This is a genomic window from Streptomyces sp. NPDC016309 (assembly GCF_043077235.1).
In the GTDB taxonomy this organism is placed as follows: Bacteria; Actinomycetota; Actinomycetes; order Streptomycetales; family Streptomycetaceae; genus Streptomyces.
Map to the genome: position 1 here is coordinate 321,434 of NZ_JBIBSG010000002.1, position 26,408 is coordinate 347,841.

Here is a 26,408-nt window from a genome sequence, read left to right on the forward strand (position 1 = left end):
GGGAGACACCATGGACGACAAGCGGCTCGAAGGCGCGGGCGAAGACGGGCCCGGCGTGCCGAGGGACCTGCCCGACGAACAGGCGAGCGGCGGTTCCGACCACTGGGACCCGGACCTGGCCCAGGCCCAGGAGGCCGGGGACGAGGAGCGCGGCTCCGCCGAGGACACGCCCACGGAAGGCGCGCCCGAGGAACCCACCGGCTGAGCGGCCCGTACGGCTCGGGAAGCGCCCCGACCGACCGGCCACCGGACACGGGCCTGCCCGTCAGGCCGCCGTCCGGTGGCCGGACACGCGTCACGCCGGGCGTACCGCCATGGCGTCGAGAGCGGCCAGCAGCTCCGGAAGATGAGGGCCGCGGCCGATGGGCAGTACCTCGCGGGGCATCTCGTCCAGCAGCACGAAGGCGATGTCGTCCGTCCTGGCCACGACCGACCAGCCGGGGCCGTCGGCCCGCAGCGTCCGGGCTCCGCCGGGGGCGAAGCCGGACCGGACGCGACCGGGCGGCGGAGGATCCTCCAGATAGCCGCGCAGCTCCGCCAGGACCCGCCGCAAGGGCCCCTCCGGGCCGCTCCCCTCGGCCGCGCCGGGCAGCCGCTCGCCGGCCGGCCCACTGCCCTCCGGCCCACCGGACGCCGCGCCGGAGGACGCCCCGGCACCCGCCGCCTGCCCACCCGGCCCCGGCCCGTCGGCCGGCCGGTCCGCCGGACGACCGTCACCCGCCGGCCCCGCCGCCGGACGAGCGTCACCGGCCGGCCGGTCATCCGTCGCCGACGGCTCGCCGGCGTCCACCGGCTTGGCGAAGTCGTCCTCGCCCAGCTGCTCGCGCCAGGCGGCCCACTGGAGCGCGACCTCGTCCGCGCCCATCCGGCGCTGCGCCGGTCCCCACTCCCCGGGGTCCGGCGGCGTCAGCGGCCGGCGCTCACCCGGGGGCGTCTCCGGGTCGTGCGGCGCGGGCACGTGCGGCGCGGCGACCGCCAGGGCGAGCGGCCAGCCCGGCAGGGCCATCACGACGCTGCGCTCGTCGGGGGACAGGTCGTACTCCATGCCGCAGTCCCACGAGGCGATCGCCACGGCGACCAGCGACACGTCGTCGACGACGACCGTCCACCGGGCACCCTCGCCGTCCTGGCCCAGCACCAGCCCGTAGCCCTCCGCATACGGCTCCAGCCCCAGCGCCGCGCACGCCTCCGGGTAGTCGTCGCCGAGCAGGCTCGGGAACTGCGCGGGCGTCAGCAGCACGGCGGTCAGCACGTACAGCGCGTCGTCGTCCGCGTCAGCGACGTCCACCGGTTCCGTCCCGGCCATGGCCGCCTCCCTCCCACATGCGTCGGCGCACCTTAACCAGCGGGTAACCCCGCCGTCGAGAGGTCCCGCCGTCCTGATCACAACGGTTTCGGCACGGCGCCGGCGGCCTCACGAGGTCGGCAGGCCCATGAGGCTGCGGGCCACCGTGCGCGGGGACTCGTCGCGCTCGCGGGCGAGGGCGATGACCGCCCGGCAGGCCAGTTCGCTCACCCCGAAGGACAGGGCCTCCGGCGACACCCACCCCTGTGCCTCGTCGACGGCCTCCTGGTCGTCGTCCGCGCACGCGGCCACATAGGCGGCGGCGGCCTCGAAGATGTTGTGCTGACGGGCGCCGCGCCGGCCCGTCCCGGCTCCGTCCTCCTTCCCGGGCTCAGGGGCGGACAAGGACCTGACGAAAGAACCGACGGAGCCGAAGAACGTGCGGAGTCTGTCGTACACCGGGCCCACCTTCCCGCTGTCCGGCGGCGTGCGCCGCCGGTTTTCCGACGCTGGACCTCCAACGTAGGGTTCGGACCGGCAACCACAGAAGGGGAGGGACGCAGGTGCGAGGAGCCCGGTTCGACGACAGGGGCAGTCTGATCCGGTGGACGGAGGCGGTGGGGGAAGGGCCGACCCGGGTGTACGTGCACGGGCTCGGCGCGCTGAGCACGGTGTACCACGCCCACGTCGCCGCGCATCCCGTTCTGGCGGGCCGCCGGTCGCTCTTCGTCGATCTGCCCGGGCACGGCATCAGCGACCGGCCGGCGGACTTCGCCTACACGCTGGAGGACCACGCCGACGCGCTCGCCGCGGCACTGGACGAGGCGGACGCGAGCGGCGCCGAGGTCGTGGGACACAGCATGGGCGGCGCCGTGGCCATCGTGCTGGCCCACCGGCGCCCCGACCTCGTGAGCCGGCTGGTGATCACCGAGGGAAACCTCGACCCCCACCCCCCGGTCTCCGAGGCCAGCAGCGGTATCGCCGGCCACTCGGAGGAGGAGTTCGTGCACGGCGGCGGCTACGCGCGCGTGCTGGAGCGCGTCGGGCCGGCATGGGCGGCCACCATGAGGCTCGCCGACCCGCTCGCCCTGCACCGCAGCGCGGTCGGCCTCGTGCGCGGCACCCGGCCGACGATGCGCCGCATGCTCATGGAGGCCCCGGTCGACCGGGTGTACCTCCAGGGCGCGCACAGCGGTGCACTTCCGGGCCACGACGAGCTGGAGGCGGCGGGCGTGCGCGTACTGACCGTGCCGGACGCGGGGCACAACGTCATGTTCGACAACACGCCCGCGTTCGTGCGGGCGGTCGCGGCGGAGGAGCGGGACCGGAGCCTCGTGCCGGGCGGGGAGGCCCGGCGGGAACCCCGGTCCTGACGTACGTCACGCCTCGGTCCTGACGTACGGCGGGTCCCCGGTCCTGGCGTACGGCGGGTCCCCGGTCCTGGCGTACGCCGGGTCCAGCCTTGACGCAGGTCCTCGGTCCTGACGCGGGTCCTCAGTCCTGACGTACGGCGAGGACGAGGAAACGGTCGTCCCGGTCCACGTACGTGACCATCCGCCAGCCCGAACCCGCCAGCAGGGGCCGCAGGTTGGCCTCCGCGCGCAGGTCGTCGTCGGTGAGCCGACGCCCGTGCCGGGCGGCCAGTGCCGCACGGCCGACCGGGTGGAAGAGCGCCAGCCGTCCACCCGGTCGTACGGCCCGGGCCAGCTCCCGCAGGTCGTCGGCCGGCCGGGACAGGTGGGAGACGAGGCCCGCTCCGAACACCGCGTCCAGCGCTCCGTCCCGCAGCGGCAGGCGCCCCACGTCGGCGAGCAGCAGGACCCCATGGGCGTCCCGCCCGGCCCGCGCCGCGGCCGCCAGCATGGCGGGTGTCAGGTCCGCGCCGACGACCGTGCCCGCCGGGCCCACGGCCTCCCGCAGGGGCGGCAGCGCGCGCCCCGTCCCGCAGCCCGCGTCCAGCACGGTGTCGCCGGGGCGCAGCCCGATCTCCGCCACGGCGGCGGCGTACGCCGGGCCGTCGTCGGGGAACCGCGTGTCCCAGTCCGCCGCGCGGGCGGTGAAGAACTCCTGCACGTGTGTGTGGTCGTCGGCCATGCGCCCATGATCCCCCATGCCCTCGACAGCCGGGGGGCGCACAAACGGATCCCGCGTGAGGTCATCGACCGACCGCGCGCCCTGTAGCCGCGCGGCGGCACGGGCCCGGCGGCCCGCTCCCTCACGGCTGCCCGCCCATGCGGAGGAACCACTCCCGGGCGGCGTCCGCCGCCTGTTCCAGGGTTCCGGGCTCCTCGAAGAGGTGGGTGGCCCCGGGGATCACCCGGAGGGCGCACGGGGCGGTCAGCCGCCGCGCCGCCTCCTCGTTCAGCCGCAGCACCTCCTGGTCGTGTCCCCCGACCACCAGCAGGACGGGTGCCCGCACATCGGCGAGCACGGCGCCCGCGAGGTCCGGGCGGCCACCACGCGACACCACGGCCCGCACCCGCTCGGGCCGGGCGGCGGCCGCCACCAGCGCCGCGGCGGCCCCGGTACTGGCGCCGAACAGCCCCACCGGCAGACCGCCCGTGTCCGGACGGTCCCGCAGCCAGTCCACCGCCCCCGACACACGGCGCCCCAGCAGCGGGACGTCGAACCGGAGCTCGGCGGTGACCATGTCCACGCGTTCCTCCGCCGCGGTCAGCAGGTCCATGAGCAGGGTGCCGAGCCCCGCCTCCTGGAGGACCCCGGCCACCGCCCGGTTGCGCGGGCTGTGGCGCGAGCTGCCGCTGCCGTGGGCGAAGGCCACCACCCCCCGCGCGTCGCGGGGAAGGACCAGATCCCCGTCCAGGGTGACCTCACCGAGGGTGAGGGAGACCGCTTCCGCCGCCCGTGCCATGGCTGCCACCTCCTGCGCCCGACGCCGCGGGCCAAGGACCGGACCCGCGGGACCGGCCCCACCGGACCGGCCACCGGGTACCCAAGGCCGGGCAGCGGATGCCCGGCTGCTCGACGCGCTCTCCTGGACCCGCCCCCGCCCCGGCCCCCGGGGTCCCGACGCCCCCGTGCGCCCCGTGCGAGTCCTTGCCCTGTCCACGTCAGTGCGCAAGGCTTACGGGGCAGCGGGGGGAACGTGGGAAACGGGGAGGACCGGACATGGCCCTGGACAAAGAACTCGACTGGCTCCTGGACGACTTGACCAAGCGGGTCGAATACATACGACACGCGCTGGTGCTGTCCAACGACGGCCTGGTCACCGGCGCGAGCACCGGACTCGCCCGCGAGGACGCGGAGCACCTCGCCGCCGTCTCCTCCGGGCTGCACAGCCTCGCCCGCGGATCGGGACGGCACTTCGGGGTGGGGCGGGCACGCCAGACGATGGTGGAGTTCGACGAGGCGATGCTCTTCGTCACCGCGGCGGGCGAGGGCAGCTGCCTGTGCGTCCTCACCGCGGCCGAGGCAGACGTCGGCCAGGTCGCCTATGAGATGACCCTCCTCGTCAACCGGGTCGGCGAGCATCTCGCCGTCGCCGCCCGGCAGCACAAGGGCGCGGCACTCACCGACCGCTGACCAGCGGCGACACCGCGTCCACCGAGGGTTTTCCACAGGCCGGACGCGGGCGGTCCCGATCGCGCTACCTTCGTGACGCAAAGTAACCGAGCCTCACGGGGGAGACACCATGACGGTCAAGGAAACGGTCACCGCCCACACCCTTGCCTGCGGACGCGCGGCGCGGCAACTGGAGCTGAAGCGCAACGAGTTCGAGCTCGCCGTCCAGCTAGGACACGTACGGACCACGCCCGGTGCCGACGGAGGCCGGCGCCGGGTGGCCGCGGCGGAGATCGAACGGCTCCGCGCCGCGCCGGACTTCCCCTCCGGTCTGCGCGAGCGCGTCCGCACCGTCGGCACGTCCGAGGGAGCCGGGCTGGCCGCGATCACCAACGAGCGTTTCACCAAGCTGGCCAGGTCGGGCCACCTCAGCCCGGTCGCGTTCTATCTCAACCGCTACCGGGCGGTCGTCTGGCTCTACGTCGCCGCCGAGGTGCGGGAGTTCGCCGAGCGACACCCCGAGCTGCTCACCGGCAGGCTGCCGGCCGCCGTGCGCGCCGGGCTCGACGCCGGGCAGGACACCCGCTCGCGCAACTGGCGCGCACGACGCCTGGGGCTGCTGCTGCGCCAGGCCGACGACCCGTGGACGGCGGCGGCGGCCATCGCGTCCCTGCTGCCCCCGGCGCACCTCGCGGAAGTGGTCGGCGACCCCCGGGAGCGCGCCCACCTCGACCGGCTGCGCCCCGACCCGCCGAATGCCCGGCCCGAGTCCCTCGCCGCCCGGGACATCGTCGACGGGATCCTGGTGGCGGACGACCCGGACGAGATCCTGTGGCACCGGACGAGCCTGGCGCTCGCCCTGGACGAGGCCCGGGCCGCCCGGCCGGCCCCCGGACCGGACGGCCCGGACCAGCACACGGTCCCGAAGGGCCGCTACGGCAGGTCCGGACTGCTCACCCGGATCCGGCTGGGCCGGCGGAGGCCCGTGGGTACCGGACGGGTCCGCGCCGCCCGGCAGGGGGTGAGCGTCAGCCCGTAGCGTCCTGGGCGCCGCCGCGGGGGAGCACGGTCGCGAGCACACCGGGCAGCGGGTACCAGTCGGCCGACACGATGCTGGCGTGCCGCCCGGCGAGCAGGGCCACGCGGTCCCGGGCCTGCGCCTCCGTCGGACGCGTCCCGTCGATGGCGGGCGCCACGCCGTGCGCGTCCGTCATGACCACCAGGTAATGGCGGCCGTCGTACCAGGCGGTGTCGATGGAGCCGCCCGCGTAGGCGGAGGCGTCACCGTCGAAGACGACGAACCAGGGGCGTATGCCGGTGTCCGCGTACCGGGTCCGCGGGTCGCCCGCGGCGGCCCGGTGCACCGCAGGGAACGCCGCCGCCTGGGCCAGCCGGCCGGCCGCCGCCGCGTCCCGGAGGTGCGTGGCGTACTCGCGGTCGGTCCACAGGGTGTCCAGCGGGTTGTCCTGCTCGACGGTGCCCGGGATCAGTTCCACGACGAACTTGGCGGCCATCGCCGAGCGCGCCGGCCAGCCGTCCGCCCGTACGGCCGAGTCCAGGTCCGGGTGGGCCCCGGCCAGATCGGCCGGCCGGAACAGCGCGTCGCCCAGCCGGGCGGTCAGCAGCGCGTCCAGCGCGGCCGGCCCCCGGCCGTTCTTGGCCTGGAAGCCGTCCTTGAGCTCCAGCTTCAGCAGGACGGGCCGGTGCCCCGGATGGGCGTCGTGCCAGGCCCGGATGTCCGCGAGGCACCCGCCCAGGTCCTGGTTCCTCGGCTTGGTGCGCAGTTCACCGGCGTGGGACGCGTTCACGCAGTTGTTGTCGTTGCCGAGGGGGTTGTTATGGGAGACACGCCACGATCTGCCGAAGACATTGGTCCACACGTCGATCTCCAGCATGCCCGCGCCCGAGTCCAACGCGTCGGCGAAGTAGGGGTACTTCGCCTTCTCGTACGCGTTGTGGACGCCGACCCCGGTGGAGGCCGAGTAGGAGAGTTGCGCGGGATCGGCGGACACGGAACCCGCCGGGCGGGGTTCGCCCGGAGCGGCCCCGAGCGAGAGCACCCCGGCCAGCACGGCGGACGCCGCTGTCATCCCGGTACGAGACACCTTCATCATCGGCCCCTGTTCCTCTCGACGCCCATCAAGTCGAGCGCAGCGTAGGGGAGTTGCGTGAATGAAGGGAGACCTGGGGACGGCCGGGACGTCAAATCCCCCGCCGCCGCCCCGGGCGCCCCCGTCCCCCGGAGAACCGGCACCGCCGCACGGAAAAGGGCGGGCGTCCGGGTGCGCCGGAGGCGCGGGACGTGCACCATGGCGGCATGCTGCTGGCCCGACTCGCGGAGGTCTCCGACCAGGTCGCCGCCACCTCCGCCCGCTCCCGCAAGATCGCCGCCTTGGCCGATCTCTTCTCCGCGACCCCGCCGGAGGAGGTGCCGCTGGTCATCGCCTACCTCGCGGGCCGGCTCCCGCAGGGGAGGATCGGCATCGGCTGGAGCACCCTCAAGGAGCCCGTCCCGCCCGCCACGGAACCCACCCTGACCGTCGCCGACACCGACTCCGCCCTGACCGCGCTCGCCGGGGTGGCCGGTCCGGGGTCCCAGGCGGAACGGCAGCGGCTGGTACGGGAACTGATGGGCGCCGCCACCACGGCCGAGCAGCAGTTCCTGCTCCGGCTGCTGACCGGCGAGGTCCGGCAAGGGGCACTGGACGCGATGGCCCTCGAAGGCGTCGCCAAGGCGGCCGCGGCGCCCGCCGCCGACGTACGGCGGGCCGTCATGCTCGAAGGGTCCCTGCCACGCGTGGCCCAGGCGGTGCTGGCCGAAGGCCCGGCCGCCCTGGAGCGGTTCCGGCTGCGCGTGGGCAGCCCCGTGCATCCGATGCTGGCCCACTCCGCCAAGAGCGTGACGGAGGCCGTCGCCGCGCTCGGCCCGTGCGTCGTCGAGGAGAAGCTGGACGGGATCCGCGTCCAGGTGCACCGCGCCGGCGACGACGTCCGCCTCTACACCCGATCCCTCGACGACATCACCGACCGCCTCCCGGAGATCACCGCGGCCGCACGCGAGCTGCCGGGGGACCGGTTCGTCCTGGACGGCGAGGTCATCGCCCTGGACGCCGCCGGCCGTCCCGTACCGTTCCAGGACATCGCGTCCCGCGTCGGCTCCCGCGTCGACGTGGCCACCGCCGCGGCCGCCCTGCCCGTGTCACCGGTCTTCTTCGACGTCCTGGCCGCCGACGGCGCCGTCCTCGTCGACCTGTCCGGCCGGGAACGGCACGAAGTGCTGGCCCGGCTGGTACCCGAGCCGATGCGGGTGCGCCGCACCGAGGTGGCGGAACCCGGCGCCCCCGGGCAGACGGAAGCGGCCGAGGCGTTCTTCGCGGACACCCTCCGGCGCGGGCACGAGGGCGTCATGGTGAAGGCCCTCGACGCCCCCTACAGCGCGGGCCGCCGGGGCCGGTCGTGGCTGAAGGTCAAGCCCGTGCACACGCTCGACCTCGTCGTCCTCGCCGCCGAATGGGGACACGGCCGCCGCACCGGCCTGCTGTCCAACCTCCACCTCGGCGCCCGCGCCGCCGACGGCACCTTCGTGATGCTCGGCAAGACGTTCAAGGGCCTGACCGACGCCATGCTGCGGTGGCAGACGGAACGGTTGCGGGAACTGGAGGTCGAGGACGACGGTTCCACCGTCCGGGTCCGGCCCGAGCTCGTCGTGGAGATCGCCTACGACGGACTGCAACGCTCCCCGCGCTACCCGGCAGGGGTGGCACTGCGGTTCGCCCGGGTGCTGCGCCACCGCCCCGACAAGCAGGCGGCCGAGGCCGACACCATCGAGCGCGTCCTGGAGGGGCGGGGGGGACGGTCAGTCGTCGTCGAGCGTGGTGTAGCGGACGCGGGCCCACAGCGGCAGTACGAACCAGCACAGCACGTACCAGCCCACCACTCCGGCGACCAGCCACGGCACGTACTCGTCGTGCGTCGCCACCCGCAGCACCAGGAGCAGCGCCGAGATCAGCGTCGCCAGCAGCAGCACGAGCCCGACGAACGTCAGCCGCGACGCCCAGACCACGGCCTGCGGCTTGATGCGCCGTCCCGACACGATGCGGTGGAACGACACCGGCCCGATCAGCGCCCCGGTCGCCGAGGCGCCCAGCGCCACCGTGGTGATGTAGATGGTCTTCTGCGTGGCGGGCAGGCCGGCGTACGTCGGGGTGAAGACCACGGTGAGCAGGAAACCGAAGAGGATCTGGACGCCCGTCTGGGCGACGCGTATCTCCTGGATCAGTTCGGCCCAGCGCCGGTCGGCCCGCTCGTCCGGGGTCTCGTCGCGGCCCCGCCCCCGCTTCGTGCTCCCGCCGTTCGCGGACCTGTTCCGCTCGTCGTGCTCAGGCATGGCGATCCTCCCGCATTCGGTCCCGCACTTCTCTTCTAACCGGGGGCGTGCGGATCAAGCGCCACCCCCTCTCCGTACGGCACCCGAAGGAACTCGGCGGGTGTCGGGACGCGGAACGTGACCCCTCGCGCACGGGCCGCTCATGCTCGTACGGGCGACGCCACCGCCGGGAGGCGGCGGGACGGAGGCGACGGGCCGGACCGGACGGAGGCGACGGGGCCGGGCCGCGTCCGGAGGGGGATTGCGGCGGGGAATCGCGGCCAGAGATGAAGGCGGTCCCGACAGCACAGCCGTGCGAAGCACGGAGACGGAACGGAGAAGGAATGACACGCGCCGCGGTGTTCGACGTCGACGGCACCCTCGCCGACACCAACCACCTGCACGTGGCCACCTGGTGGGAGGCGTTCCGGCAGGCGGGGCACACCGTGCCCATGCACGCCGTCCACCGGGCCGTCGGCCTGAGCTCGCACGACCTGATCGCGCACCTGCTCGGTGAGGACCGGGACAAGGACCAGGACGACGCCATCAGCGCCGCCCACAAGACCCTCTACGGAACCTACTTCGACCGGCTGCCCGCCTTCCGCGACGCCGGCCGCCTGCTGAAGACCCTCGCGGCGGACGGCTGGACCGTCGTCCTGGCCACGTCCGCCGGGGGAGCCGAGCTGTCCGCGCTGCGCCGCGCCATCGACGCGGACGACGCCATCACCGCCACCGCGAGCGCGGACGACGTCGAGGAGGGCAAGCCCGCGCCCGAGCCGGTACTGCACGCGCTGGAACTGGCGGGGGCGCCGGCCGAGCGTTCCGTCTTCGTCGGGGACACGGTGTGGGACATGAGGTCGGGCACCCGTGCGGGCGTCACCTGTGTGGGCCTTCTGTGCGGGGGGATCCCGCGGGCCGACCTCATGGAGGCGGGGGCCGCCGTGCTGTACGACGACCCCGCCGACCTGCTGGCGCACCGCGACCACGGCCCGCTGGGCGTGCCGGCCGGCCGGGCCGGCTGACGCCGACGGGCGGAAGGGGCCCGGCCGGCCGGCGGTGCGCGACCGGCCGGGCCCGCCGACGGCGCGCCGGAGGGGTCACTTCCCGAGCTGTCGCTGGAGCTCCGACTTGTTCATCGACGACCGGCCCTGGACGCCCTTGCGCTTGGCCTCCTGGTAGAGCTGGTCGTACGTCGGGCCCTTGGGGCCGCTGCCGCCGGACCGCTGCCCGCCCCGCTTCGAGGACGACATGTCCTGGGTGGAGGTCTTGCTGGCGGTCTTCGACTCGCCGGAGCGCGCCCGCTCCTTGTTCACCGTCCGGGCGGCCATCTCCTCGGCACGCTTCTCGCCGGCGCCGCGCTTCTTGGCGCTCTCCTTGATGTGCTCGTACTGCCGTTCACGCTTCGGGCTGGATCCTGCGGGCATGCGTTCCTCCTGCTGACGTCCCCCCTTGCGGACCCCCCTGCCTCTCCACACCCTCATACCAGGCACCCCCCTCCGCAAACGCGCCGGTGAAGATCCTGATTGGCGCGCCCGAGGTGAGGTATTCGTGCCTGTACGGGTAGGACCGGACCCAAGGAGTGGAGCGACGTGGAGAGCAACGGAACAAGGAACCACCCCGCGGACTGCGACGTCACCGTGCAGCTCAGCGACTGCGACCGTCAGGACGCCCGGGCCGTCTTCGAGACGCTCGACCGCGTCTTCGCCGGCTGCGACATGCCCACGCCGGGGCCGGAGCAGGCGCACGGCCATGAGCCCACCGTATGGATGGCCACCTTCGACAGCTCCGCGCGCCGGGACGAGCGGCCCGGGCCGCCCAACCTGAGCACGCCGGTCACGGCCCTGCTGACAGGGGACCACCAGGCGGTGGCGGAGGTGGAGAAGGCGCTCGGCGGGCTGTTCGAGGTGCGCTCGGCCTCCTCCGTGTCGGGCGAGCACGAGAAGGAGGCGCGCCTCCAGCTCGCCTCGCGCTACGTCACCCACTGAGCGGACCGCGCGCAGCCACGTGCACGGCGCGCGCACGGCACGGAAGAGGCCGGTGCCGACGTCACGACCGCTGACGTCGGCACCGGCCTCGTCCCGTTGCCCTACGGCCCTCCTGACGGTCCGCGCCGCGGTCCGCGCCGCGGTCCGCGCGGCCCGCACCGGACGCCCTCAATCCTCCGTGCCGTCCGTGCCGTCCGTGCCGTCCGTGCCGTCCGTGCCGTCCGTGCCGTCCGCGTCAGACGCGTCGGGCGCCTCGGGCCGTCCGGCGGAGGAGCCGAAGTCGATCCGCTTCGCCTCCACCGTCCGGGCGCCCATGTTGCGCCGCATCATCTCCAGGGCGGCCCGTGCCAGCGGCTCGTGGATGTGGGCCACCGCGTCCGTCGGCACCGTCACGTCGAAGTGCCGGATGTGCGCGTCGAGGGCCGAGTACAGCACGCACTGCTCGGTCACCTGGCCGCACAGGACCAGATGGCTCACCCCCAGTTGCGTCAGCAGGTACGCCAGGGGCGTCTCGTAGAAGATCGAGTGCCGGGCCTTCACCACGAAGAGGGAGGAATCGTCCGGGCGGAGGGGTTCCACGAGCTCGGCGTGCGGGCCGGCCAGGGCCGTTTCGACGATCTCGCCGTGGTGGGACCGCCATTCGCCGAAGTTGTCGTTGACGTAGATCACCGGGACGTCGTGTTCCCTGGCCCGGGTCACCAGGTCCACCAGGACGGGCAGCGCCTCCCGCACGGAGGGGAGGAGCAGCTCGGCGTCCCGGTGGTCATAGGTGTTGATCATGTCGATGACGACGAGGGCGGTCCCGTGGGTCTCACCGCGCGGTACGGACGTACCCATGGTCCGCTCAGCCGAACGCGTCGCGGAGGGCGGGCAGCAGCTTCTTCGCCGACCAGTCCAGGAAGGCGGGCTGCGAGTCACCGCCGATCTGCACGAGGGCGATCTCGGTGAACCCCGCGTCGGCGTACGGCTTCACCGCGGCCACGAAGTCCTCCGGATCGTCACCGCAGGCGATGGACCCGGCGACGTCCTCGGGCTTCACGAACTGGGTGGCCGCGTCGAACGAGTCGGGGTGCGGCAGCTCCGAGTTGACCTTCCAGCCGAGGCCGAACCACCGGAACTGCTCGTGCGCACGCCGGACGGCGGCCTCCTTGTCCGGGTCGTAGCACACGGGTAGCTGGCCCACCCGGGGCTTGCCCCCGCCCCCGTGCCGGTCGAAGGCGTCGAGCAGGTCACCCTTCGGCTCCGTGGCGATGACGAGGTCGGCGAGGCGGCCGGCCAGTTCGCAGGACCGCTCGCCCGAGACCGCCAGTCCGATCGGCGGCGGCTCGTCGGGCAGGTCCCACAGTCGGGCGGACTCCACGTCGAAGTGGGTGCCGCGGTGGTTGACGTGGCCGCCCTCGAAGAGTGCCCGGATGATGCCGACGGCCTCCTCCAGCATCTCGTGCCGCACGTCGACGGACGGCCAGCCGCCCCCGACCACGTGCTCGTTGAGGTTCTCGCCGGATCCGAGTCCGAGCCGGAAACGCCCCTCGGACAGAAGCTGGAGCGTCGCCGCCTTCTGGGCGACGACGGCCGGGTGGTAGCGGAACGTCGGGCACGTGACGTACGTCATCAGCGGGATGCGTGAGGTCGCCTGTGCGGCCGCTCCGAGCACGGTCCACGCGTGGGGCGCGTGCCCCTGCGAACGCAGCCAGGGGAAGTAGTGGTCGGACGTCACCGAGAAGTCGAACCCGGCCTCCTCCGCCTGGACGACGTGCTCCACCAGCGCTCGGGGCCCTGCTTGCTCGGTCATCATCGTGTATCCGATTTGCACCATAAACTCGCGATTTCCCCGATGATCGCACCGGAAAACATCGGAAACGCGCCTCGAGGGTGCGGCGGTGGACCCCCGCGGCCCCCGGTATGCATCACGTGTATACACCGTGTGTAGAGTGCGGGACGACCCGACCGACCGAACTCACGTACGCGCGGAAGAGAGCTGTCCCATGCCGTTCGGCACCAAGTCCCCGAGGCGCCGCAAGGCCGCCGTCTCCCTGCTGGCCGTGGCCTCGCTCGTCCTCGCCCTCGGTGGCTGCGCCGCCGAGCGGGTCGCCCCCGGCAGCGCCAGGGCCGACGCGAAGGGGGAGCCCGGGCCCGTCGACTGCCGGAAGCTCACCTGCATAGCGCTCACGTTCGACGCCGGTCCGGGCAAGGACACGCCGCACCTCCTCGACATCCTCAAGGAGAAGAAGGTCCCCGCCACCTTCTTCCTGCTCGGCCAGAGGCATGTCGACCGTTATCCCGACGTCGTGCGCCGTATCGCGGCGGAGGGGCACGAGGTGGCCAACCACACCTGGACGCACCAGATCCTCACCGATCTCGAACCGGACGAGATACGCCAGGAGCTGTCCCGCACGCAGGACGCGATAGCGGACATCACCGGCCGCAAGCCCACCCTGATGCGCCCGCCGCAGGGCCGTACCGACGAGACGGTCGCCGACATCAGCCGCGAACTCGGCCTCGCCCAGGTCCTCTGGAGCGTGACCGCCAAGGACTACTCGACCACCGACTCCGCGCTGATCCGGCAGCGGACGCTCGACGGCGCCAAGAAGGACGGCATCATCCTGCTGCACGACATCTACGACGGCACCGTCCCCGCCGTGCCCGGCATCATCGACGAGCTGAAGCGGCGGGGCTTCACCTTCGTCACCGTTCCGCAGCTCCTCGCCCCGGCCAAGGCCGAACCGGGCACGGTGTACAAGCCCTGAGGAGCCGGCCCCGCCGAGCCCGGGGCGCACCTGGTCACCGGGGTGAGGCGAGTCACAGGCGCCGGGGTCCGGGCGCGGGAACACCCGGTTTTGGTTGACCGTTCATCGATATGTGACCGCGAAGGGGTCCGTGTCCCCGGCCCCCCGCCGAGTGCGACCGCCCTCCGCCGTCACGGCGCACGCCCCGGCTGGCTTCCCCCCGTCCAGCCGGGGCTGCGGCGTCCCCGGACCAGGCCGTCGTCGCCCGGACCACCTCGACGCGGCGCCCACCCGCGCCCGGTCCGCCCGCGTCGCCGGTCCATCCATGTCCCCGGTCCGCCGCCCCTCCCCGGACCGCTCGCCGGAGGGGGCAGCCCGCCGTCCGGTTCTCGCCGCCCCCCCCGGCACACCCCCGCCCCCCTGCACCCCAGGCCGTGCGACGCTGACCCCACAGGACGCAGACCAGAGCCAAGGAGCGCGGCGATGACGCAGCAGGCCCGGGAACTTCTGGACGCCACCGCACAGGCACTCGCCCCTCGGCAGGGCACCAACCGGTTCGTCGCCGCCATGGCCGACGGCACGGCGAGCCGCATCGCCGTCGGCACCCTCGCCCTGGAGCAGCGCCACATCGTCACCTCCGACCGCCACTCCTTCCTGCACCTGGCCGCCCGCGCGGCCACCCGTCCCCAGGCCGCCGCGCTGTTCACGACCCTCGCCGAGGGGGAGTCCCTGGCCCTCGACCGCCTCCGCGCGCTGCTCGACGGCTGCGGACTGGACGACGTGGCCACGGAGGCGTACGAGCCGTCGGCCGGCTGCCAGGCCTACCCGGCGTACGTCGCGTGGCTCGCCCTCAATGGGGACCCGGCCGACGTCGCCATCGCCCTGTACGCCAATTTCGCCGCCTGGGGCGGCTACTGCGCCACTCTCGCCGGGGCGCTGCGCACACGCTACGGCTTCGCCGACGAGGCGTGCGGCTTCTTCGACTTCTTCGCCCTGCCCGCTCCCGCCCTCATGGACCAGGCCGTCGCCGCCGTACAGGAAGGCCTGGACGACGGCCGGGTCACCATGCCCGCGGCACTCCGCTACGGCCGGCTGCTCCAGTCGTACGAATCGCTGTTCTGGGACACCCTGTGGCCCCACGCCGCCGGTCATGGCGAGGGGCTTCCGCACGCCTGAGGCGCCGGGCGTCCCGGCCGCCCGTGCGGGGTCCCTCGTGGTTCCGTGCGCACCTGGCGGCGCGTTCGCACCGGCGCGATCCGGGTACCCGCCGTGCGTTCGTTCCCCGACGGTGGCACCGGAGGCGTTCATGGCGGTACGGCACCAACTGATCAAGCGGCCTCCCGAGGAGGTGTGGGCCGTGCTCGAGGACGGGAGCCGGTACGGCGACTGGGTCGTCGGCACCTCCGCGTCCTGGCAGAAGGACGGCGACTGGCCGAAGACCGGCTCGGCCATCGCGTACACGGTGCGTCTGGGCCCCTACACGGTCGAGGGCGAGACCGTCGTACGGCTCCACGAGCCGCCCCGGTGCCTGGAGCTGGAGGCCCGCAGCGGGGCCCTGGGCACGGCCAGGATCGCCATCGAGGTGCGGCCCTGGGGTGACGAGACGCTCGTCCGGGTCGACGAGCACCCGCTGCGCGGCCCCGGGGGCGCCCTGCACAACACGGTGATCGACGCGTTCATCCAGCTCCGCCACCGCACCATGCTCCGGCGCCTCGCCGACGTGGTCGAGGGACGCGCCCGGTGAGGTCCCGTCCCGTCGTGCCCGACGCGGCGCCCGACACCGTGCCGGACGCCGTGGTCATCGGCGCGGGCCCCAACGGCCTGGTGGCCGCCAACCTGCTCGCGGACGCCGGCTGGTCGGTCGAGGTCCTGGAGGCCCAGGACGAGCCCGGGGGCGCCGTCCGCAGTGACCGGGGCGTCCACCCGGACCACGTCAGCGACATGTTCAGCGCCTTCTACCCGCTGGCCGCCGCCTCCCCCGTACTGGCCCGCCTCGACCTGCACGAGGAGGGCCTCCACTGGAGCCACGCGCCGCGCGTACTGGCCCATCCCCTCCCGGACGGGCGGTGCGCGGTTCTGGAGCGCGACCGGACGGCCACGGCCGCCGGACTGGAGGCGTTCGCCCCCGGAGACGCCCTCGCCTGGGACGGCCTGTGCGACATCTGGGACCGGCTCGGCCCCGACATCCTGCGCGCGCTGTTCACGCCCTTCCCGCCGGTCGCGGCGGCCGCCCGGCTGGCCGCCCGCGTCCGCGCCGCGGGCGGGCTCCGGCTGGCGAGGACGATGGTCCTGCCCGTACGGCGACTGGCCGAGGAGGAGTTCCGCGGGGAGGGCGGCCGGCTGCTGCTCGCCGGGAACGCGCTGCACGCCGACCTCGCCCCCGAGGCCGCGGGCAGCGGGGGCTTCGGCTGGCTGATGGCCATGCTGGGCCAGGCCCACGGTTTCCCCGTGCCCGTCGGCGGGGCGGGCGCGCTCACCGACGCCCTCGTCCGCCGCCTCCAGCGCCGCGGCGGGGTGGTGCGCTGCGGGGAGCGGGTCGTGGAGGTGGTCGTCCGCGGCGGCCGCGCGGTGGCGGTGCGTACGGCCTCGGGCGAGACGGTGCCGGTGAACCGCGCCGTCCTCGCCGACGTGGCCGCCCCCGCGCTGTACGGGGACCTCGTCGGCCCCCAGCACCTGCCCTCCAGGCTGCTCGACGACATGCGGCGCTTCCAGTGGGACTGGGCCACCTTCAAGGTCGACTGGGCGCTGTCCGGCCCCGTCCCGTGGACCGCCGGTGAGCCGGCGGCCGGCGCGGGGACCGTCCATCTCGCCGACGGCATGGACGAACTCACCCGGTTCTCCGCCCAGCTCGCCATGCGGGTGGTGCCCGACCGCCCGTTCCTGCTGTTCGGGCAGATGACCACGGCCGACGCCACGCGCTCCCCGGCGGGCACCGAGTCGGCGTGGGCCTACACCCACGTACCGCACCGCGTCCGCACCGACGGGGGAGAGGACGGCATCACCGGCTCCTGGGACCGCCGCGAGCAGGAGGCCTTCGCCGACCGCGTCGAGGCCCAGGTCGAGCGGTTCGCGCCCGGGTTCCGCTCCCGTGTGCTCGCCCGCCGGATCCTCGCCCCGCCGACCCTCGAGGCCATGGACGCCAACCTCCACGGGGGCGCGATCAACGGCGGCACCACGGCCATGCACCAGCAGCTCTTCTTCCGCCCGGGCCCCGGTACGGGCCGCCCGGAGACGCCCGTGGAGGGCCTCTACCTCGCCTCCGCCTCCGCCCACCCGGGCGGCGGCGTCCACGGGGCGCCCGGCGCGAACGCGGCCCGCGCGGCGCTCCGCACTTCCCGCCCGCTGCGCCGGGCGCTGTCCCGCGCGCAGACCGTCCTGGCCGGCCGGGGTCTCCGCTCGGCCGCCGAAGCCTCCTCCACCCCGGCCGGCTCGCTGGCCTCGTTCGACGCCTCGGGCCCCGAAGGACGGGACGGCCCGGCCGGCGGCCTGCCGCCGACGGACTGACGGCACGTACCGGTGCGGCCGTGAGTGCCCGGGGGCCGTCCGTGTGCCCGGGCGTTCAGTCGCCGCCGCCCGGCTGCCGCTGCCCCCGTTCCGCGCGGGCGGCCGCGTTCCGGGCTCGGCGGCGGGCGTCGCGTGCCGAGCGCTCGGCCCGCTGGAACCGCGTGCGCGCGGCGCGCACCTCCTCGTCCGCGCCGTGCCGGAGGAGTTCGGCCTCCTTGAGCTCCCGGGACAGCGCGTCCACCCGCCGCTCCGCCTCCCGGAACCCTTCCTCCGCCCGGGTCCTCTCCGTCCCGGCCCGGTCGCGTTCCTCCTCGGCCCGGCGGGCCTCCTCCTCGGCCCGGCGGGCCTCCTCCCGCAGCTCGGCCGCCCGCCGCTCGCGTTTCCGCTCCTCCTGCGCGTGCCGGTCCTGCTGGGCCCGCGCTTCGCCACCGGTACGACCGCCGTCCCCGCCCCGCTCGTCCTCCGCGTGCCGGCCGGCGGGCCGGTCGCCCGTCCGGGGCGGTACGGCCGTGAGGGCGGCGGCGAAGCCCACCGGGGCGCTCAGCGGTCTGACCAGCCGCCCCGCCGCCCACCGGTCCGCCGCGTCCGGGTCCGCCAGGACCGCGTGCAGGGTGCCCTCGACCTCGTGCTGGACGTCGTCACCGACCGGCTGGCCGGCGTCGGCGGCGAGTTGCCGCGCCTGCCGGGCCAGCGCCGTCACCAGGGTGTGCTGCTTGCGGCTGAGCTCACGCAGCCGGTCACCGTCCAGCTCCTGGTGGGCGCGGCGCAGCCCGTCGCCGAGCACGGCCAGCGAGCGCGTCTCCTCCGGCATCCGTCGTACGAGCAGGTTGCTCACCCAGGCCGCGAGGGTCGGCCGGCGCAGGGCCCGGACGGCATCGGCCAGTTCGCGGTCCCCGGCCTTCCGCGCCTCCGCGGCGCGCGCGTCGCGCGCCGCGGTGAAGCGGTCGGGGCGCAGCCCGTACAGCTCGTCGGTGACGTTCTCCAGATCCACGGCTCTCCCGTCGGACACGGTCTGTCGGTACCTCGCTCCCGTTATCTGAGATATGCCCGTTTTTAAAGTGATAGAAGAGGTTTTCGCTTCGCCATCGCTGGTCACCCGACCCTTGAGGATCCACACAGCGACACCCACTGAGGGAACAGCGCGAGAGAAACCGCTGGAGGATGCATGATCACCCAGGCACAGATCCCGGCCGTGCTCGACCACCCGGTCTACGACGCGAGCGGTGACAAGATCGGCGAAGCCAAGCACGTGTTCGTCGACGACGTGACGGGCCGGCCCGACTGGGTCAGCGTCAAGACCGGCTTCTTCGGCTCCGGCGAATCGTTCGTGCCCATCCATGAGGCCGTGGTCGTGGAGGACCACCTGGAGGTCCCGTACCCCAAGGGAAAGGTCAAGGAGGCCCCGAACGTCGACGTCGACGCGGGTGGCCACCTCTCGGCCGAGGAGGAACGGCGCCTCTACGAGTACTACGGCATCGGCTGGGGCGGGACGACGGGGATGGATGACCGGGCCCGCACCGAGGGCATGGCGGGCACCGCGGGAACGGCCGGAACGGCGGCCGCCGCAGGCGCCGCCGCCGGCCGCACCGGCGACGACGCGATGACCCGCTCCGAGGAGGAACTGCACGTCGGGGTGGAGCAGCGTGAGGCGGGCCGGGCACGGCTTCGCAAGTACGTCGTGACCGAGGAGGTCCAGCAGACCATCCCGCTGCGGCACGAGGAGGTCACCCTGGAGCGCGAGCCCATCACGGAGGCCAACCGCGACGCCGCCCTGTCGGGACCGGAGATCTCCGAGTCCGAGCACGAGGTGACGCTGCACGCCGAACGGCCGGTGGTGGAGACGGAAGTCACCCCGGTGGAGAGGGTGCGGCTGAACACCGAGGAGGTCACCGACGAGGAGACCGTCCGCGGACGGGTCCGCAAGGAGCGCATCGAAGCCGACCTGCCCGACGAGGACGCCGGCACCGACCGCTGACGGCCGGCCGTCGGCCGGTTCCACGGCCCAGGCCCCGCTCCGCGAGGAGCGGGGTTCCCGTGCGCCGCCGACCGCCGACCGCCGACCGCCGACCGCCGACCGCCGACGTGGACCCGCGGCACCCGACCACGGATGTCGGCCGTGGTCCCGGCGCTTCCGCGCGGGCGGATCGTATACGACCGGTGACCGGTGACCGATCGAACGTGCCCGGCCGCCGAAGCGCCGCCGATGCACCGCATATGACGACCCGTCATTCCCACGGGCATTATCCGAATAGGCGCGGCCACGCACGCGCACGGCCCGCACGATTCCTCACCGGAGTCGTGCGGGCCGTACGGGCGGTGCGGGGCCGCCCCGGGCTCAGAAGGAGAATACGCTCGAGCCCTCGGCCTGCATCACACAGGAATTCGCGTAGGTTTTCTCGAAGTTCACGCGTCGGCCTTCCCAAATGCCCTGCGCGGTCACGACGACCGGGTCGTAGATCTTGATGCAGGGCCGGCCCTCGTCCTCGCCCAGTGCGTCGAACTCGCCCTCGGTGGCGCGCAGTTCGGCACAGGCCTGCTTCGGGGCCGGGTGCGTTCCGCCGGCGGTCGGGCTACAGGTGAGCGTCACCGCCCGCATGGGCGTCGCGGTGGTGGCGTTCTCCCCCTGGGCGACGGTGAGGACGAGTGCCGACGGTGCGTAGAGCCGCGGTTCGGGTGCGGCGGCCTTCGCGGCGGCCCCCGTGACGGTCATGGGTCCGAGGACCCCCGCTGTGGCCAGCCCGCAAACGATGGCGCGCCTTACCAGTGTCCGCATGGCAGAAAACCTCTCAGTTCGTCTCGGGAACGTTCGGTGCCGTGCGCCAGCCACATTGCCGCGCCGGCCTTGTAGATGCACATTCAGCGGCGCTTTTCGGTTTGATCCGCCATTCAGGCGATGACGCGAAAAGTCGCTCCGCGGCGCGGCTCGCGTTCGTCGGCGAGTGCCGCCATCAGGGCTTTATGGCGTGCTGAAAATGGTTCAAAAGTGCACGATGCGTAGAAACGTTCGAGTCTCCGGTCGTCAACACGGCCGAAACGTGACGGCAACACGAGGGGTGGAGATCCGGCCTGCCTCGATCGGCGCGCCGACTCAAAAGCACCTTTCATGGAAAGGTAATGTGATGGCAAAGTTGACGACGCTGTAGCCGTGCATGATCGTTGGCGCACCGCACCACGGTGCCTGGCGGCGACAGCGCCGCGGAGACCCCGTGGTTCCGTCACGCACGCCCCCACACCACCTGACAATGACCCGACCACACCGCGCCCGCCGGCCCCCACGGCCCGGAGCGCAGGAGGCAGGCCGCCATGAAATCCCTGATCGACAACGCTCGTACGTTCCCCGCACGCGTCGCCCGACGGCCCGATGAGTTCCGCCGTCTCGCCGCCGGACAGTCCCCCGAGGCGCTGTTCATCACCTGCTCCGACTCCCGGGTGATCCCTTCCCTGATCACCGGGGCCAAGCCGGGCGAGCTCTTCGAACTGCGCACCGCGGGCAATGTGGTTCCCCGGTACGACGAGGCACGGCCCAGCGCCGAGACCGCCACCGTCGAGTACGCGCTCCGCGTCCTCGGTGTCCGTGACATCGTCGTGTGCGGGCACTCCCACTGCGGCGCCGTCGGCGCCCTCGTGCGTGGTGAGGACCTCTCGGCCCTCCCCGCCGTGCGGAGCTGGCTCGACCACTCCGTACCGGAACCGCCCGACACCCGCGACTTGGCCCAGGCCGTGCGCCGCCACGCCGCGGCGCAACTGACCACGCTGCGCGGCTACCCGGCCGTGCGGGAGCGTCTGGCCACCGGGCAACTGACGCTCCACGCCTGGTACTACGAGGTCGACACCGGTGCGGTGAGCGTCCACCGGCCCGACCTGGAGGGCGAGTTCACGCCCCTGTGAGGGGGCGCAGCACTCTCGTGTCCCCCTCCGACCGTCCGCCGCCCCCAGCGGGGCGGCGGGCCGCACCCTTAGGAACCCACCCTCATGCTTCGCCATCTCAAGGACCCCGCCGTCCTGCGCCGTGACATACCCGCGTCACTCGTCGTCTTCCTCGTCGCCCTTCCTCTGTGCGTCGGCGTGGCCGTCGCCTCCGGGGTGCCCGCCGAACTGGGGCTGGTCACCGGCATCGTCGGCGGCCTCGTCGTGGGGGCGCTGCCCGGCAGCTCCCTCCAGGTCAGCGGCCCCGCGGCCGGCCTGACCGTGCTGGTGTACGAGGCGGTCCGGGAATTCGGCCTCGGCGCGCTCGGCGCCATCGTCCTCATATCCGGACTGCTTCAACTGCTGCTCGGGGCACTGAAGTTCGGCCGCTGGTTCCGCGCGATCTCCATCGCCGTGGTCCAGGGCATGCTCGCCGGCATCGGTCTGGTGCTGGTGCTCGGCCAGGTGTACGCGATGGCCGACACCGCCCAGCCCTCCGGCGGCCCCGGCAAGCTCGCCGGCCTGCCCCGACTCGCCGGTTCGGTCCTCTCCGGAGGCACGGCGCTGACGGCCTTCCTCGTCGGCGCCGGAACCGTGGCCGTCCTCGTCCTCTGGCCCCGGCTCCCCGCCCGCGCCCGTGTGGTCCCCGGCCCGCTCGTCGCGGTCGCGCTCGCCACCGCGGTGACCGTCCTGTTCGACCTGCCCCTCGCCAAGGTCGAGGTCCAGGGCCTGCTGGAGGCCGTCCAGCCGCCCGGGCTCGCCGGCTTCGGCGACATCGCCACGGTGGCCGCCATCGGAACCGTCCTCGCCTTCACCCTGATCGCCTCGGCCGAGAGCCTGTTCAGCGCCGCGGCCGTGGACCGCATGCACGACGGGCCGCGCACCGACTACGACAAGGAGCTGATGGCGCAGGGCGTCGGCAACACCCTGTGCGGCGCGCTCGGCGCCCTGCCCATGACGGCCGTCATCGTCCGCAGCGCCGCCAACGTCCAGGCCGGTGCGCGCACCTCCCTCTCCCGCGTCCTGCACGGGCTGTGGCTGCTGCTGTTCGCCGCCCTGCTGCCCGCGGCGATCGGCGTCATCCCGCTCGCCGCCCTGGCCGGCGTCCTGGTGCACGCCGGCTGCAAGCTCGTCCCCGTCAAGGACTTCCGTCCGCTCTGGCGTGATCACCGGGGCGAGGCGGTGATCCTGGGCGTCACGGCGGTGGCCATCCTGGTCACCAACCTCTTCGAAGGCGTGGTGCTGGGCCTGCTGCTCGCCGTCTGCAAGACCGCCTGGGAGACGTCCCACCTCCACGTCGAGGTGCGTGAACTCACCGGGGGCCGTCTGGTGGCGACCATCACCGGCAACGCGACCTTCCTCCGGCTGCCCAGGATCCTGGAGGAGCTGGAGAACCTTCCCGCGGACCGCCCCATCGAGCTCGACCTCTCCGGGCTGCGCCACCTCGACCACGCGTGCCGGGTCGCCCTGGAGAACTGGGCGCTGCGTCACAACGACGCCGGGACGGAACCGGTGCGGATGCTGCCGCCCGCCGGAGTCCCCGCCCAGGTCCCGCCGGATCGGATCCCCATGGGCCGGATGCCCGCGGGCCGAGCCCCGTCGGACCGGGCCACCTCGGATCAGGCCGATCAGGTCGCCTCGGTGTCCAGGACGTAGTCGACGACCGACGAGGGCGTCAGCCGGTCCCTCTTGACGATCGCGACGCCGTCGCTCCCGGCGTTCGCCCCGGTGCCGGTGCCGGTCCCGGCACCGGGCGCGGGCTCGGCGGCGGCGTGCGCGGTCGCGGTACCGGCGGCGAGCAGGACGCCGGTGGCCGCGGCGATGACGGTGGCTCGGAGGTTCATGCGTGCTGCCCTCTCGGTCGGGTGGCTCGTCGCTCAAGAGCCTGCCGATGATCAACGAGGCCTCGCCGGAGAAGTGTCGGGCGGCCGTTCCCACCGGCATGGCGACGGCGCCCACCGGCAATGGCGACCGTTCCCACCTGCATGGGGTGCGGGGGCGGGATCCCGGCCGCGTTCCCGCTGTTGACCGCGAGGGTGTGAAGGTAGTTCTATTGGGACATAAAGGGCAAATAAAGTCTTCCACAGGAGGCGGCCCGCAATGACCACCCACCCGAGCATCGAGCAGCACCCCGATCTCGCCGAGATGCGCTCTCGGTTCGAACGGGCGACCAGCACCCCCCGTGGCCAGGCGATCGAGACGCTGGGCCTTCTCACGGGTCTCTACTTGGCGGCATCGCCATGGATCGTCGGGTTCAACGGCCTCACGACCCTGGCCGTCTGCAACCTGATCACCGGTGTCGCCTACGCCCTGTGCATGGGAGGGTTCGGCTCGGCGTACGAGCGCACCCACGCCATGGCCTGGGCCGCGTGCGCCATCGGCGCATGGACGATCGTCGCCCCGTGGGTCGTCGCCGGCAACGTCGACACGACCCGCAGCGTGGTCAACAACATCATCGTCGGCGCCGTGGCCCTGCTGCTCGGTCTGGCGATGGCGGCGTCGGCGATGGCCGACCGCCGTTCCGGCCGCCCCCGCGCCCGGGCCCGTGGCGGCCCCGGCCCCATGGAGTGAACCGACACGCCCGATCCGGAGGACCCCGGCGCCCGCGCCGGGGTCCTCCGCGCCCCCGGCCACCGAGCGCCACCGCGCCGTTCCGCCTGGTGCGTCATAGCGTTGCCGCGAGCGGGCAGGAGGGACGCGAGGAGGCACCATGGCGAAACCGATCGCACGCATGTCGCGGTGGCTGAACCGCACCTACGCGGGGGACCGGGCCGACCCGCCCCCGCTGGGCGGTTACGCCGCCGCCGTGGCCGTGTTCGGCGGCTACGCGGCGGCGTGGACCGGTGCGGTCCGCCGGAGCGGTCGGCCACTGCCGGCGAGGCCCGAGCCCTGGGATGTCCTGCTCACCTCGGTGGCCACGTTCCGGCTCAGCCGCCTGGTGAGCAAGAGCGCCGTGCTCAGCCCGCTGCGGGCCCCGTTCACCGAGTACCGAGGATCCCAGGGTGCCGCGGAGCTGGCGGAGGAACCGCGCGACGGGGCCAAAGGGGTCGTCGGCAGCCTGCTGACGTGCCCCTTCTGCGTCAGCGTGTGGACCGTGTCCACCCTGACCGGTGCCGCGCTGCTGTGGCCCCGCGCCACCCGTACGGTCACGGGCGCCCTGACCGCGCTGGCCGGGGCCGACGCGCTCCAGTTCGTCCACACCGCCCTGAAGGAGAAGACCACCGGGAACTGAGCACCCGGTACGTCAGCGGCACCGCCCCGGCACGGTCAGGCACCGGACGCCGGGGCGATGTCCTGCTCCGCCCAGACCACCTTGCCCATGGGCGTCCGGCACGATCCCCAGCGGCGGCACAGCATGTTGATCAGTTGCAGACCCCGTCCCCCCTCTGCGCTGAGCGGGGCGTGCTGGATCTGCGGCAGGTCCGGGCCCGTGTCCGACACCTCCACGCTCAGCCGGTCGTGGCGGACGAGCCGGAGCTGCCGCGGACCGCCGCCGTACCGCAGCGCGTTGCCGACCAGCTCGCTCACCACCAGCTCCGTGACGTCCACCAGATCGGCCAGCGCCCAGCGGCCGAGCTGCTCCCTGACCAGGCGGCGTGCCTCCCCGGCGGCCGACCCGTCCGGCGGCAGCGACCGTACGCACAGCTCACCGTCGCCGAAGGCACGGGCCTCCGCCACGAGGACGACCGCGTCGTCGAAGCGCCTGCCCCCCTCCCCGAGGATCCGGGCCGACGACACGTCACAACTCCGCCGCAGCGCGGGCCGAGGCCCCGCGACCGCCTCGCGGAGGCGGCCGAGCTGCACCTCGATGTCCGCCTCCCGGCTCTTGACCAGGCCGTCGGTGTACAGCATCAGCCGCGCGTCCTCCGGCACCCGTACCGTCAGCGGGTCGTACGGGATCACGCCCGCCCCCAGCGGCGCGCCCGGGGGCACCTCCACGAACGACGCGCCGCCCCCGGAGGCGATCAGCAGGGGCGGCGGGTGCCCGGCGCTGGCCAGCCGGAACGTCCCGTCCGCCGGGTCGTACACGGCGCACAGACAGGTGGCGACCTGGTCCTCCTCCAGGTCCCGGGCGGCGAGGTCCAGCCGCGCGAGGACCCGTTCCGGCGCGATGTCCAGGCCGAGCAGCGTGCGGGCGACCGAACGCAGCCGCCCCATGGTGGCCGCCGCCGCCAGACCGTGGCCCATGACGTCGCCGACGACCAGCGCGGTCCGGCCGCTCGGCAGGGGGACCACGTCGAACCAGTCGCCGCCCACCCCGCTCGGCTCCACGGCCGGCTGGTAACTGGACGCCACCCGCAGCCCGGGTGTCGAGGGGGCCGCCCGGGGCAGCAGGGCGCGCTGGAGGGTGAGCACCGTCTCCCGCTCGCGGCCGTAGAGACGGGCGTTGTCGATGTACACCGCGGCCTTCGACGCGAGCTCCCAGGCCAGCGCCAGGTCGGTCGGGGTGAAGGGGCCCCTCGACCCGGCCCGGACGAAGTCGGCGGCCCCCAGCAGCACACCGCGGGCGACGAGGGGCACGGCCATGTAGCTGTGCACCCCCGCGTGCCGCATCACCCGCGCGGCCTGCGGGCTCGGGGCGATGGACTCGTACTGACCGGGCGCGATCCGGCTCACCAGAACCGGGCGGCGTGCCGTCAGACACCGGTACACGACCTTGGGCGTCGCGTGGAGGGAGGTCAGCTCGCCCACCGGATCCGGTTCCAAGTGCCGCAGCGGGTCGATCACGGAGACGGCCATGGCGCGGGTCAGCGGCACGCCGGTACCACCCGCGCGGTCGCCCTCACCCCCGCGCAGCACCGACTCCAGCAGGTCCACCGCCGCCCCGTCCGCGATCCGGGGCACCGCGAAGTCGGCGAGCTCCTGCGCGGTCCGGCCCAGGTCCAGCGTGGTGCCGATGAGGTTGCCCGCCTCGTTCAGCCACTCCAGCCGGCCGCGCGCGGCGGACAGGGAACCCACGGCGGCCGCGGCCCGCCGCAGCATCCGCGCCGCACGCAGCGGGTCCACCCGGGCACCCGGCCCGCGCCCTCCGCGCCCCCGACTGCGGTTGTCGTCCACGTCGTGTACCTCTTCCCACGGCGCCGCCGAACCCTGGAGCTCCCGATTCTGCCCTG

Annotated in this window: 27 protein-coding genes and 2 pseudogenes; 16 read left to right on the forward strand and 13 right to left on the reverse strand. The window is 73.9% G+C overall.

From position 1 onward, the window contains the following. The first annotated feature begins 10 nt into the window (after positions 1 to 10). A complete protein-coding gene (locus ACF068_RS05975; RefSeq protein WP_392272931.1) occupies positions 11 to 205 on the forward strand; it encodes a hypothetical protein in 195 nt (64 codons plus the stop codon). Between the two features lie 90 nt (positions 206 to 295). On the opposite strand, the gene ACF068_RS05980 is transcribed toward ACF068_RS05975, so the two are convergent. Beyond that, positions 296 to 1,306 (reverse strand): hypothetical protein, encoded by a 1,011-nt coding sequence (locus ACF068_RS05980; protein WP_392272932.1) that lies wholly within the window; start codon positions 1,304 to 1,306, stop codon positions 296 to 298. Between the two features lie 108 nt (positions 1,307 to 1,414). Beyond that, complete coding sequence (locus ACF068_RS05985) at positions 1,415 to 1,744, reverse strand: hypothetical protein (RefSeq protein ID WP_392272933.1); 330 nt, start codon at positions 1,742 to 1,744, stop codon at positions 1,415 to 1,417. Between the two features lie 104 nt (positions 1,745 to 1,848). Here ACF068_RS05985 and ACF068_RS05990 point away from each other — a divergent pair, with 104 nt between their 5' ends. Then, positions 1,849 to 2,658, forward strand: a complete 810-nt coding sequence (locus ACF068_RS05990; protein ID WP_392272934.1) for an alpha/beta fold hydrolase — start codon at positions 1,849 to 1,851, stop codon at positions 2,656 to 2,658. Positions 2,659 to 2,779: 121 nt separating this feature from the next. On the opposite strand, the gene ACF068_RS05995 is transcribed toward ACF068_RS05990, so the two are convergent. Both ACF068_RS05995 and ACF068_RS06000 read right to left on the reverse strand, forming a co-directional pair. Then, the gene (locus tag ACF068_RS05995) at positions 2,780 to 3,379 is read right to left on the reverse strand and encodes a class I SAM-dependent methyltransferase (RefSeq protein WP_392272935.1); all 600 of its coding nucleotides are present in this window, start codon (positions 3,377 to 3,379) and stop codon (positions 2,780 to 2,782) included. A 121-nt stretch (positions 3,380 to 3,500) separates the two neighbouring features. Further along, positions 3,501 to 4,157 (reverse strand): dienelactone hydrolase family protein, encoded by a 657-nt coding sequence (locus tag ACF068_RS06000; RefSeq protein ID WP_392272936.1) that lies wholly within the window; start codon positions 4,155 to 4,157, stop codon positions 3,501 to 3,503. A gap of 257 nt (positions 4,158 to 4,414) precedes the next feature. Between ACF068_RS06000 and ACF068_RS06005 the strand changes: the two genes are divergently transcribed. Together ACF068_RS06005 and ACF068_RS06010 are read left to right on the forward strand one after the other, a co-directional pair. Then, positions 4,415 to 4,828, forward strand: coding sequence for a roadblock/LC7 domain-containing protein (locus tag ACF068_RS06005; RefSeq protein ID WP_392272937.1), 414 nt, complete (start codon positions 4,415 to 4,417; stop codon positions 4,826 to 4,828). 109 nt (positions 4,829 to 4,937) lie between these two features. Next, the gene (locus ACF068_RS06010; RefSeq protein WP_392272938.1) at positions 4,938 to 5,846 is read left to right on the forward strand and encodes a DUF6397 family protein; all 909 of its coding nucleotides are present in this window, start codon (positions 4,938 to 4,940) and stop codon (positions 5,844 to 5,846) included. Here the strand turns inward: ACF068_RS06010 and ACF068_RS06015 are convergent. Continuing rightward, entirely contained in the window at positions 5,836 to 6,897 is a 1,062-nt protein-coding gene (locus ACF068_RS06015; RefSeq protein ID WP_392272939.1) for a phosphatidylinositol-specific phospholipase C domain-containing protein, read from the reverse strand. The genes ACF068_RS06010 and ACF068_RS06015 overlap by 11 nt on opposite strands. Before the next feature lie 227 nt (positions 6,898 to 7,124). Here ACF068_RS06015 and ACF068_RS06020 point away from each other — a divergent pair. Further along, a pseudogene (locus ACF068_RS06020) lies at positions 7,125 to 8,645 on the forward strand (ATP-dependent DNA ligase); the annotation flags it as partial. A gap of 18 nt (positions 8,646 to 8,663) precedes the next feature. Here ACF068_RS06020 and ACF068_RS06025 read toward each other — a convergent pair. After that, positions 8,664 to 9,194, reverse strand: a complete 531-nt coding sequence (locus tag ACF068_RS06025; protein WP_392273271.1) for a DUF6328 family protein — start codon at positions 9,192 to 9,194, stop codon at positions 8,664 to 8,666. A 323-nt stretch (positions 9,195 to 9,517) separates the two neighbouring features. On the opposite strand from ACF068_RS06025, the gene ACF068_RS06030 reads away from it, so the two are divergent. Continuing rightward, the gene (locus ACF068_RS06030; protein ID WP_392272940.1) at positions 9,518 to 10,195 is read left to right on the forward strand and encodes an HAD family hydrolase; all 678 of its coding nucleotides are present in this window, start codon (positions 9,518 to 9,520) and stop codon (positions 10,193 to 10,195) included. 75 nt (positions 10,196 to 10,270) lie between these two features. Here ACF068_RS06030 and ACF068_RS06035 read toward each other — a convergent pair whose 3' ends face one another. Continuing rightward, entirely contained in the window at positions 10,271 to 10,597 is a 327-nt protein-coding gene (locus tag ACF068_RS06035; RefSeq protein WP_392272941.1) for a plasmid stabilization protein, read from the reverse strand. A 165-nt stretch (positions 10,598 to 10,762) separates the two neighbouring features. On the opposite strand from ACF068_RS06035, the gene ACF068_RS06040 reads away from it, so the two are divergent. Further along, positions 10,763 to 11,158 (forward strand): hypothetical protein, encoded by a 396-nt coding sequence (locus ACF068_RS06040; protein ID WP_392272942.1) that lies wholly within the window; start codon positions 10,763 to 10,765, stop codon positions 11,156 to 11,158. Between the two features lie 276 nt (positions 11,159 to 11,434). Here the strand turns inward: ACF068_RS06040 and ACF068_RS06045 are convergent. Beyond that, positions 11,435 to 11,995 (reverse strand): annotated as a pseudogene (locus ACF068_RS06045) (cysteine hydrolase family protein); the annotation flags it as partial. Between the two features lie 7 nt (positions 11,996 to 12,002). Then, positions 12,003 to 12,974 (reverse strand): LLM class F420-dependent oxidoreductase, encoded by a 972-nt coding sequence (locus ACF068_RS06050; RefSeq protein WP_392272943.1) that lies wholly within the window; start codon positions 12,972 to 12,974, stop codon positions 12,003 to 12,005. A 169-nt stretch (positions 12,975 to 13,143) separates the two neighbouring features. On the opposite strand from ACF068_RS06050, the gene ACF068_RS06055 reads away from it, so the two are divergent. The 4 genes from ACF068_RS06055 to ACF068_RS06070 all read left to right on the forward strand — a co-directional run bounded on the left by ACF068_RS06055 (position 13,144) and on the right by ACF068_RS06070 (position 17,388). Continuing rightward, positions 13,144 to 13,905, forward strand: coding sequence for a polysaccharide deacetylase family protein (locus ACF068_RS06055; protein ID WP_392272944.1), 762 nt, complete (start codon positions 13,144 to 13,146; stop codon positions 13,903 to 13,905). A gap of 462 nt (positions 13,906 to 14,367) precedes the next feature. Beyond that, the gene (locus tag ACF068_RS06060; RefSeq protein ID WP_392272945.1) at positions 14,368 to 15,060 is read left to right on the forward strand and encodes a transcriptional regulator; all 693 of its coding nucleotides are present in this window, start codon (positions 14,368 to 14,370) and stop codon (positions 15,058 to 15,060) included. A gap of 130 nt (positions 15,061 to 15,190) precedes the next feature. Further along, positions 15,191 to 15,628, forward strand: coding sequence for an SRPBCC family protein (locus ACF068_RS06065; protein ID WP_392272946.1), 438 nt, complete (start codon positions 15,191 to 15,193; stop codon positions 15,626 to 15,628). Between the two features lie 38 nt (positions 15,629 to 15,666). Further along, entirely contained in the window at positions 15,667 to 17,388 is a 1,722-nt protein-coding gene (locus ACF068_RS06070; RefSeq protein WP_392273272.1) for a phytoene desaturase family protein, read from the forward strand. 55 nt (positions 17,389 to 17,443) lie between these two features. Here ACF068_RS06070 and ACF068_RS06075 read toward each other — a convergent pair whose 3' ends face one another. Next, positions 17,444 to 18,397, reverse strand: coding sequence for a hypothetical protein (locus tag ACF068_RS06075; protein ID WP_392272947.1), 954 nt, complete (start codon positions 18,395 to 18,397; stop codon positions 17,444 to 17,446). A gap of 156 nt (positions 18,398 to 18,553) precedes the next feature. Between ACF068_RS06075 and ACF068_RS06080 the strand changes: the two genes are divergently transcribed. After that, positions 18,554 to 19,363, forward strand: coding sequence for a DUF2382 domain-containing protein (locus ACF068_RS06080; protein WP_392272948.1), 810 nt, complete (start codon positions 18,554 to 18,556; stop codon positions 19,361 to 19,363). Positions 19,364 to 19,723: 360 nt separating this feature from the next. Here ACF068_RS06080 and ACF068_RS06085 read toward each other — a convergent pair whose 3' ends face one another. After that, a complete protein-coding gene (locus ACF068_RS06085; RefSeq protein ID WP_392272949.1) occupies positions 19,724 to 20,161 on the reverse strand; it encodes a subtilase-type protease inhibitor in 438 nt (145 codons plus the stop codon). 530 nt (positions 20,162 to 20,691) lie between these two features. On the opposite strand from ACF068_RS06085, the gene ACF068_RS06090 reads away from it, so the two are divergent. Together ACF068_RS06090 and ACF068_RS06095 are read left to right on the forward strand one after the other, a co-directional pair. Further along, the gene (locus ACF068_RS06090; RefSeq protein ID WP_392272950.1) at positions 20,692 to 21,276 is read left to right on the forward strand and encodes a carbonic anhydrase; all 585 of its coding nucleotides are present in this window, start codon (positions 20,692 to 20,694) and stop codon (positions 21,274 to 21,276) included. An 84-nt stretch (positions 21,277 to 21,360) separates the two neighbouring features. Beyond that, the gene (locus ACF068_RS06095) at positions 21,361 to 22,950 is read left to right on the forward strand and encodes a SulP family inorganic anion transporter (RefSeq protein ID WP_392272951.1); all 1,590 of its coding nucleotides are present in this window, start codon (positions 21,361 to 21,363) and stop codon (positions 22,948 to 22,950) included. On the opposite strand, the gene ACF068_RS06100 is transcribed toward ACF068_RS06095, so the two are convergent. Then, positions 22,923 to 23,138, reverse strand: coding sequence for a hypothetical protein (locus ACF068_RS06100; protein WP_392272952.1), 216 nt, complete (start codon positions 23,136 to 23,138; stop codon positions 22,923 to 22,925). The genes ACF068_RS06095 and ACF068_RS06100 overlap by 28 nt on opposite strands. A 256-nt stretch (positions 23,139 to 23,394) precedes the next feature. On the opposite strand from ACF068_RS06100, the gene ACF068_RS06105 reads away from it, so the two are divergent. Both ACF068_RS06105 and ACF068_RS06110 read left to right on the forward strand, forming a co-directional pair. Further along, a complete protein-coding gene (locus ACF068_RS06105) occupies positions 23,395 to 23,865 on the forward strand; it encodes an SPW repeat protein (protein ID WP_392272953.1) in 471 nt (156 codons plus the stop codon). A gap of 139 nt (positions 23,866 to 24,004) precedes the next feature. Further along, positions 24,005 to 24,526 (forward strand): DUF1360 domain-containing protein, encoded by a 522-nt coding sequence (locus tag ACF068_RS06110; RefSeq protein WP_392272954.1) that lies wholly within the window; start codon positions 24,005 to 24,007, stop codon positions 24,524 to 24,526. Positions 24,527 to 24,561: 35 nt separating this feature from the next. Here the strand turns inward: ACF068_RS06110 and ACF068_RS06115 are convergent, their stop codons facing one another. Beyond that, the gene (locus ACF068_RS06115) at positions 24,562 to 26,277 is read right to left on the reverse strand and encodes a SpoIIE family protein phosphatase (RefSeq protein WP_392273273.1); all 1,716 of its coding nucleotides are present in this window, start codon (positions 26,275 to 26,277) and stop codon (positions 24,562 to 24,564) included. Between the last annotated feature and the right edge of the window lie 131 nt (positions 26,278 to 26,408).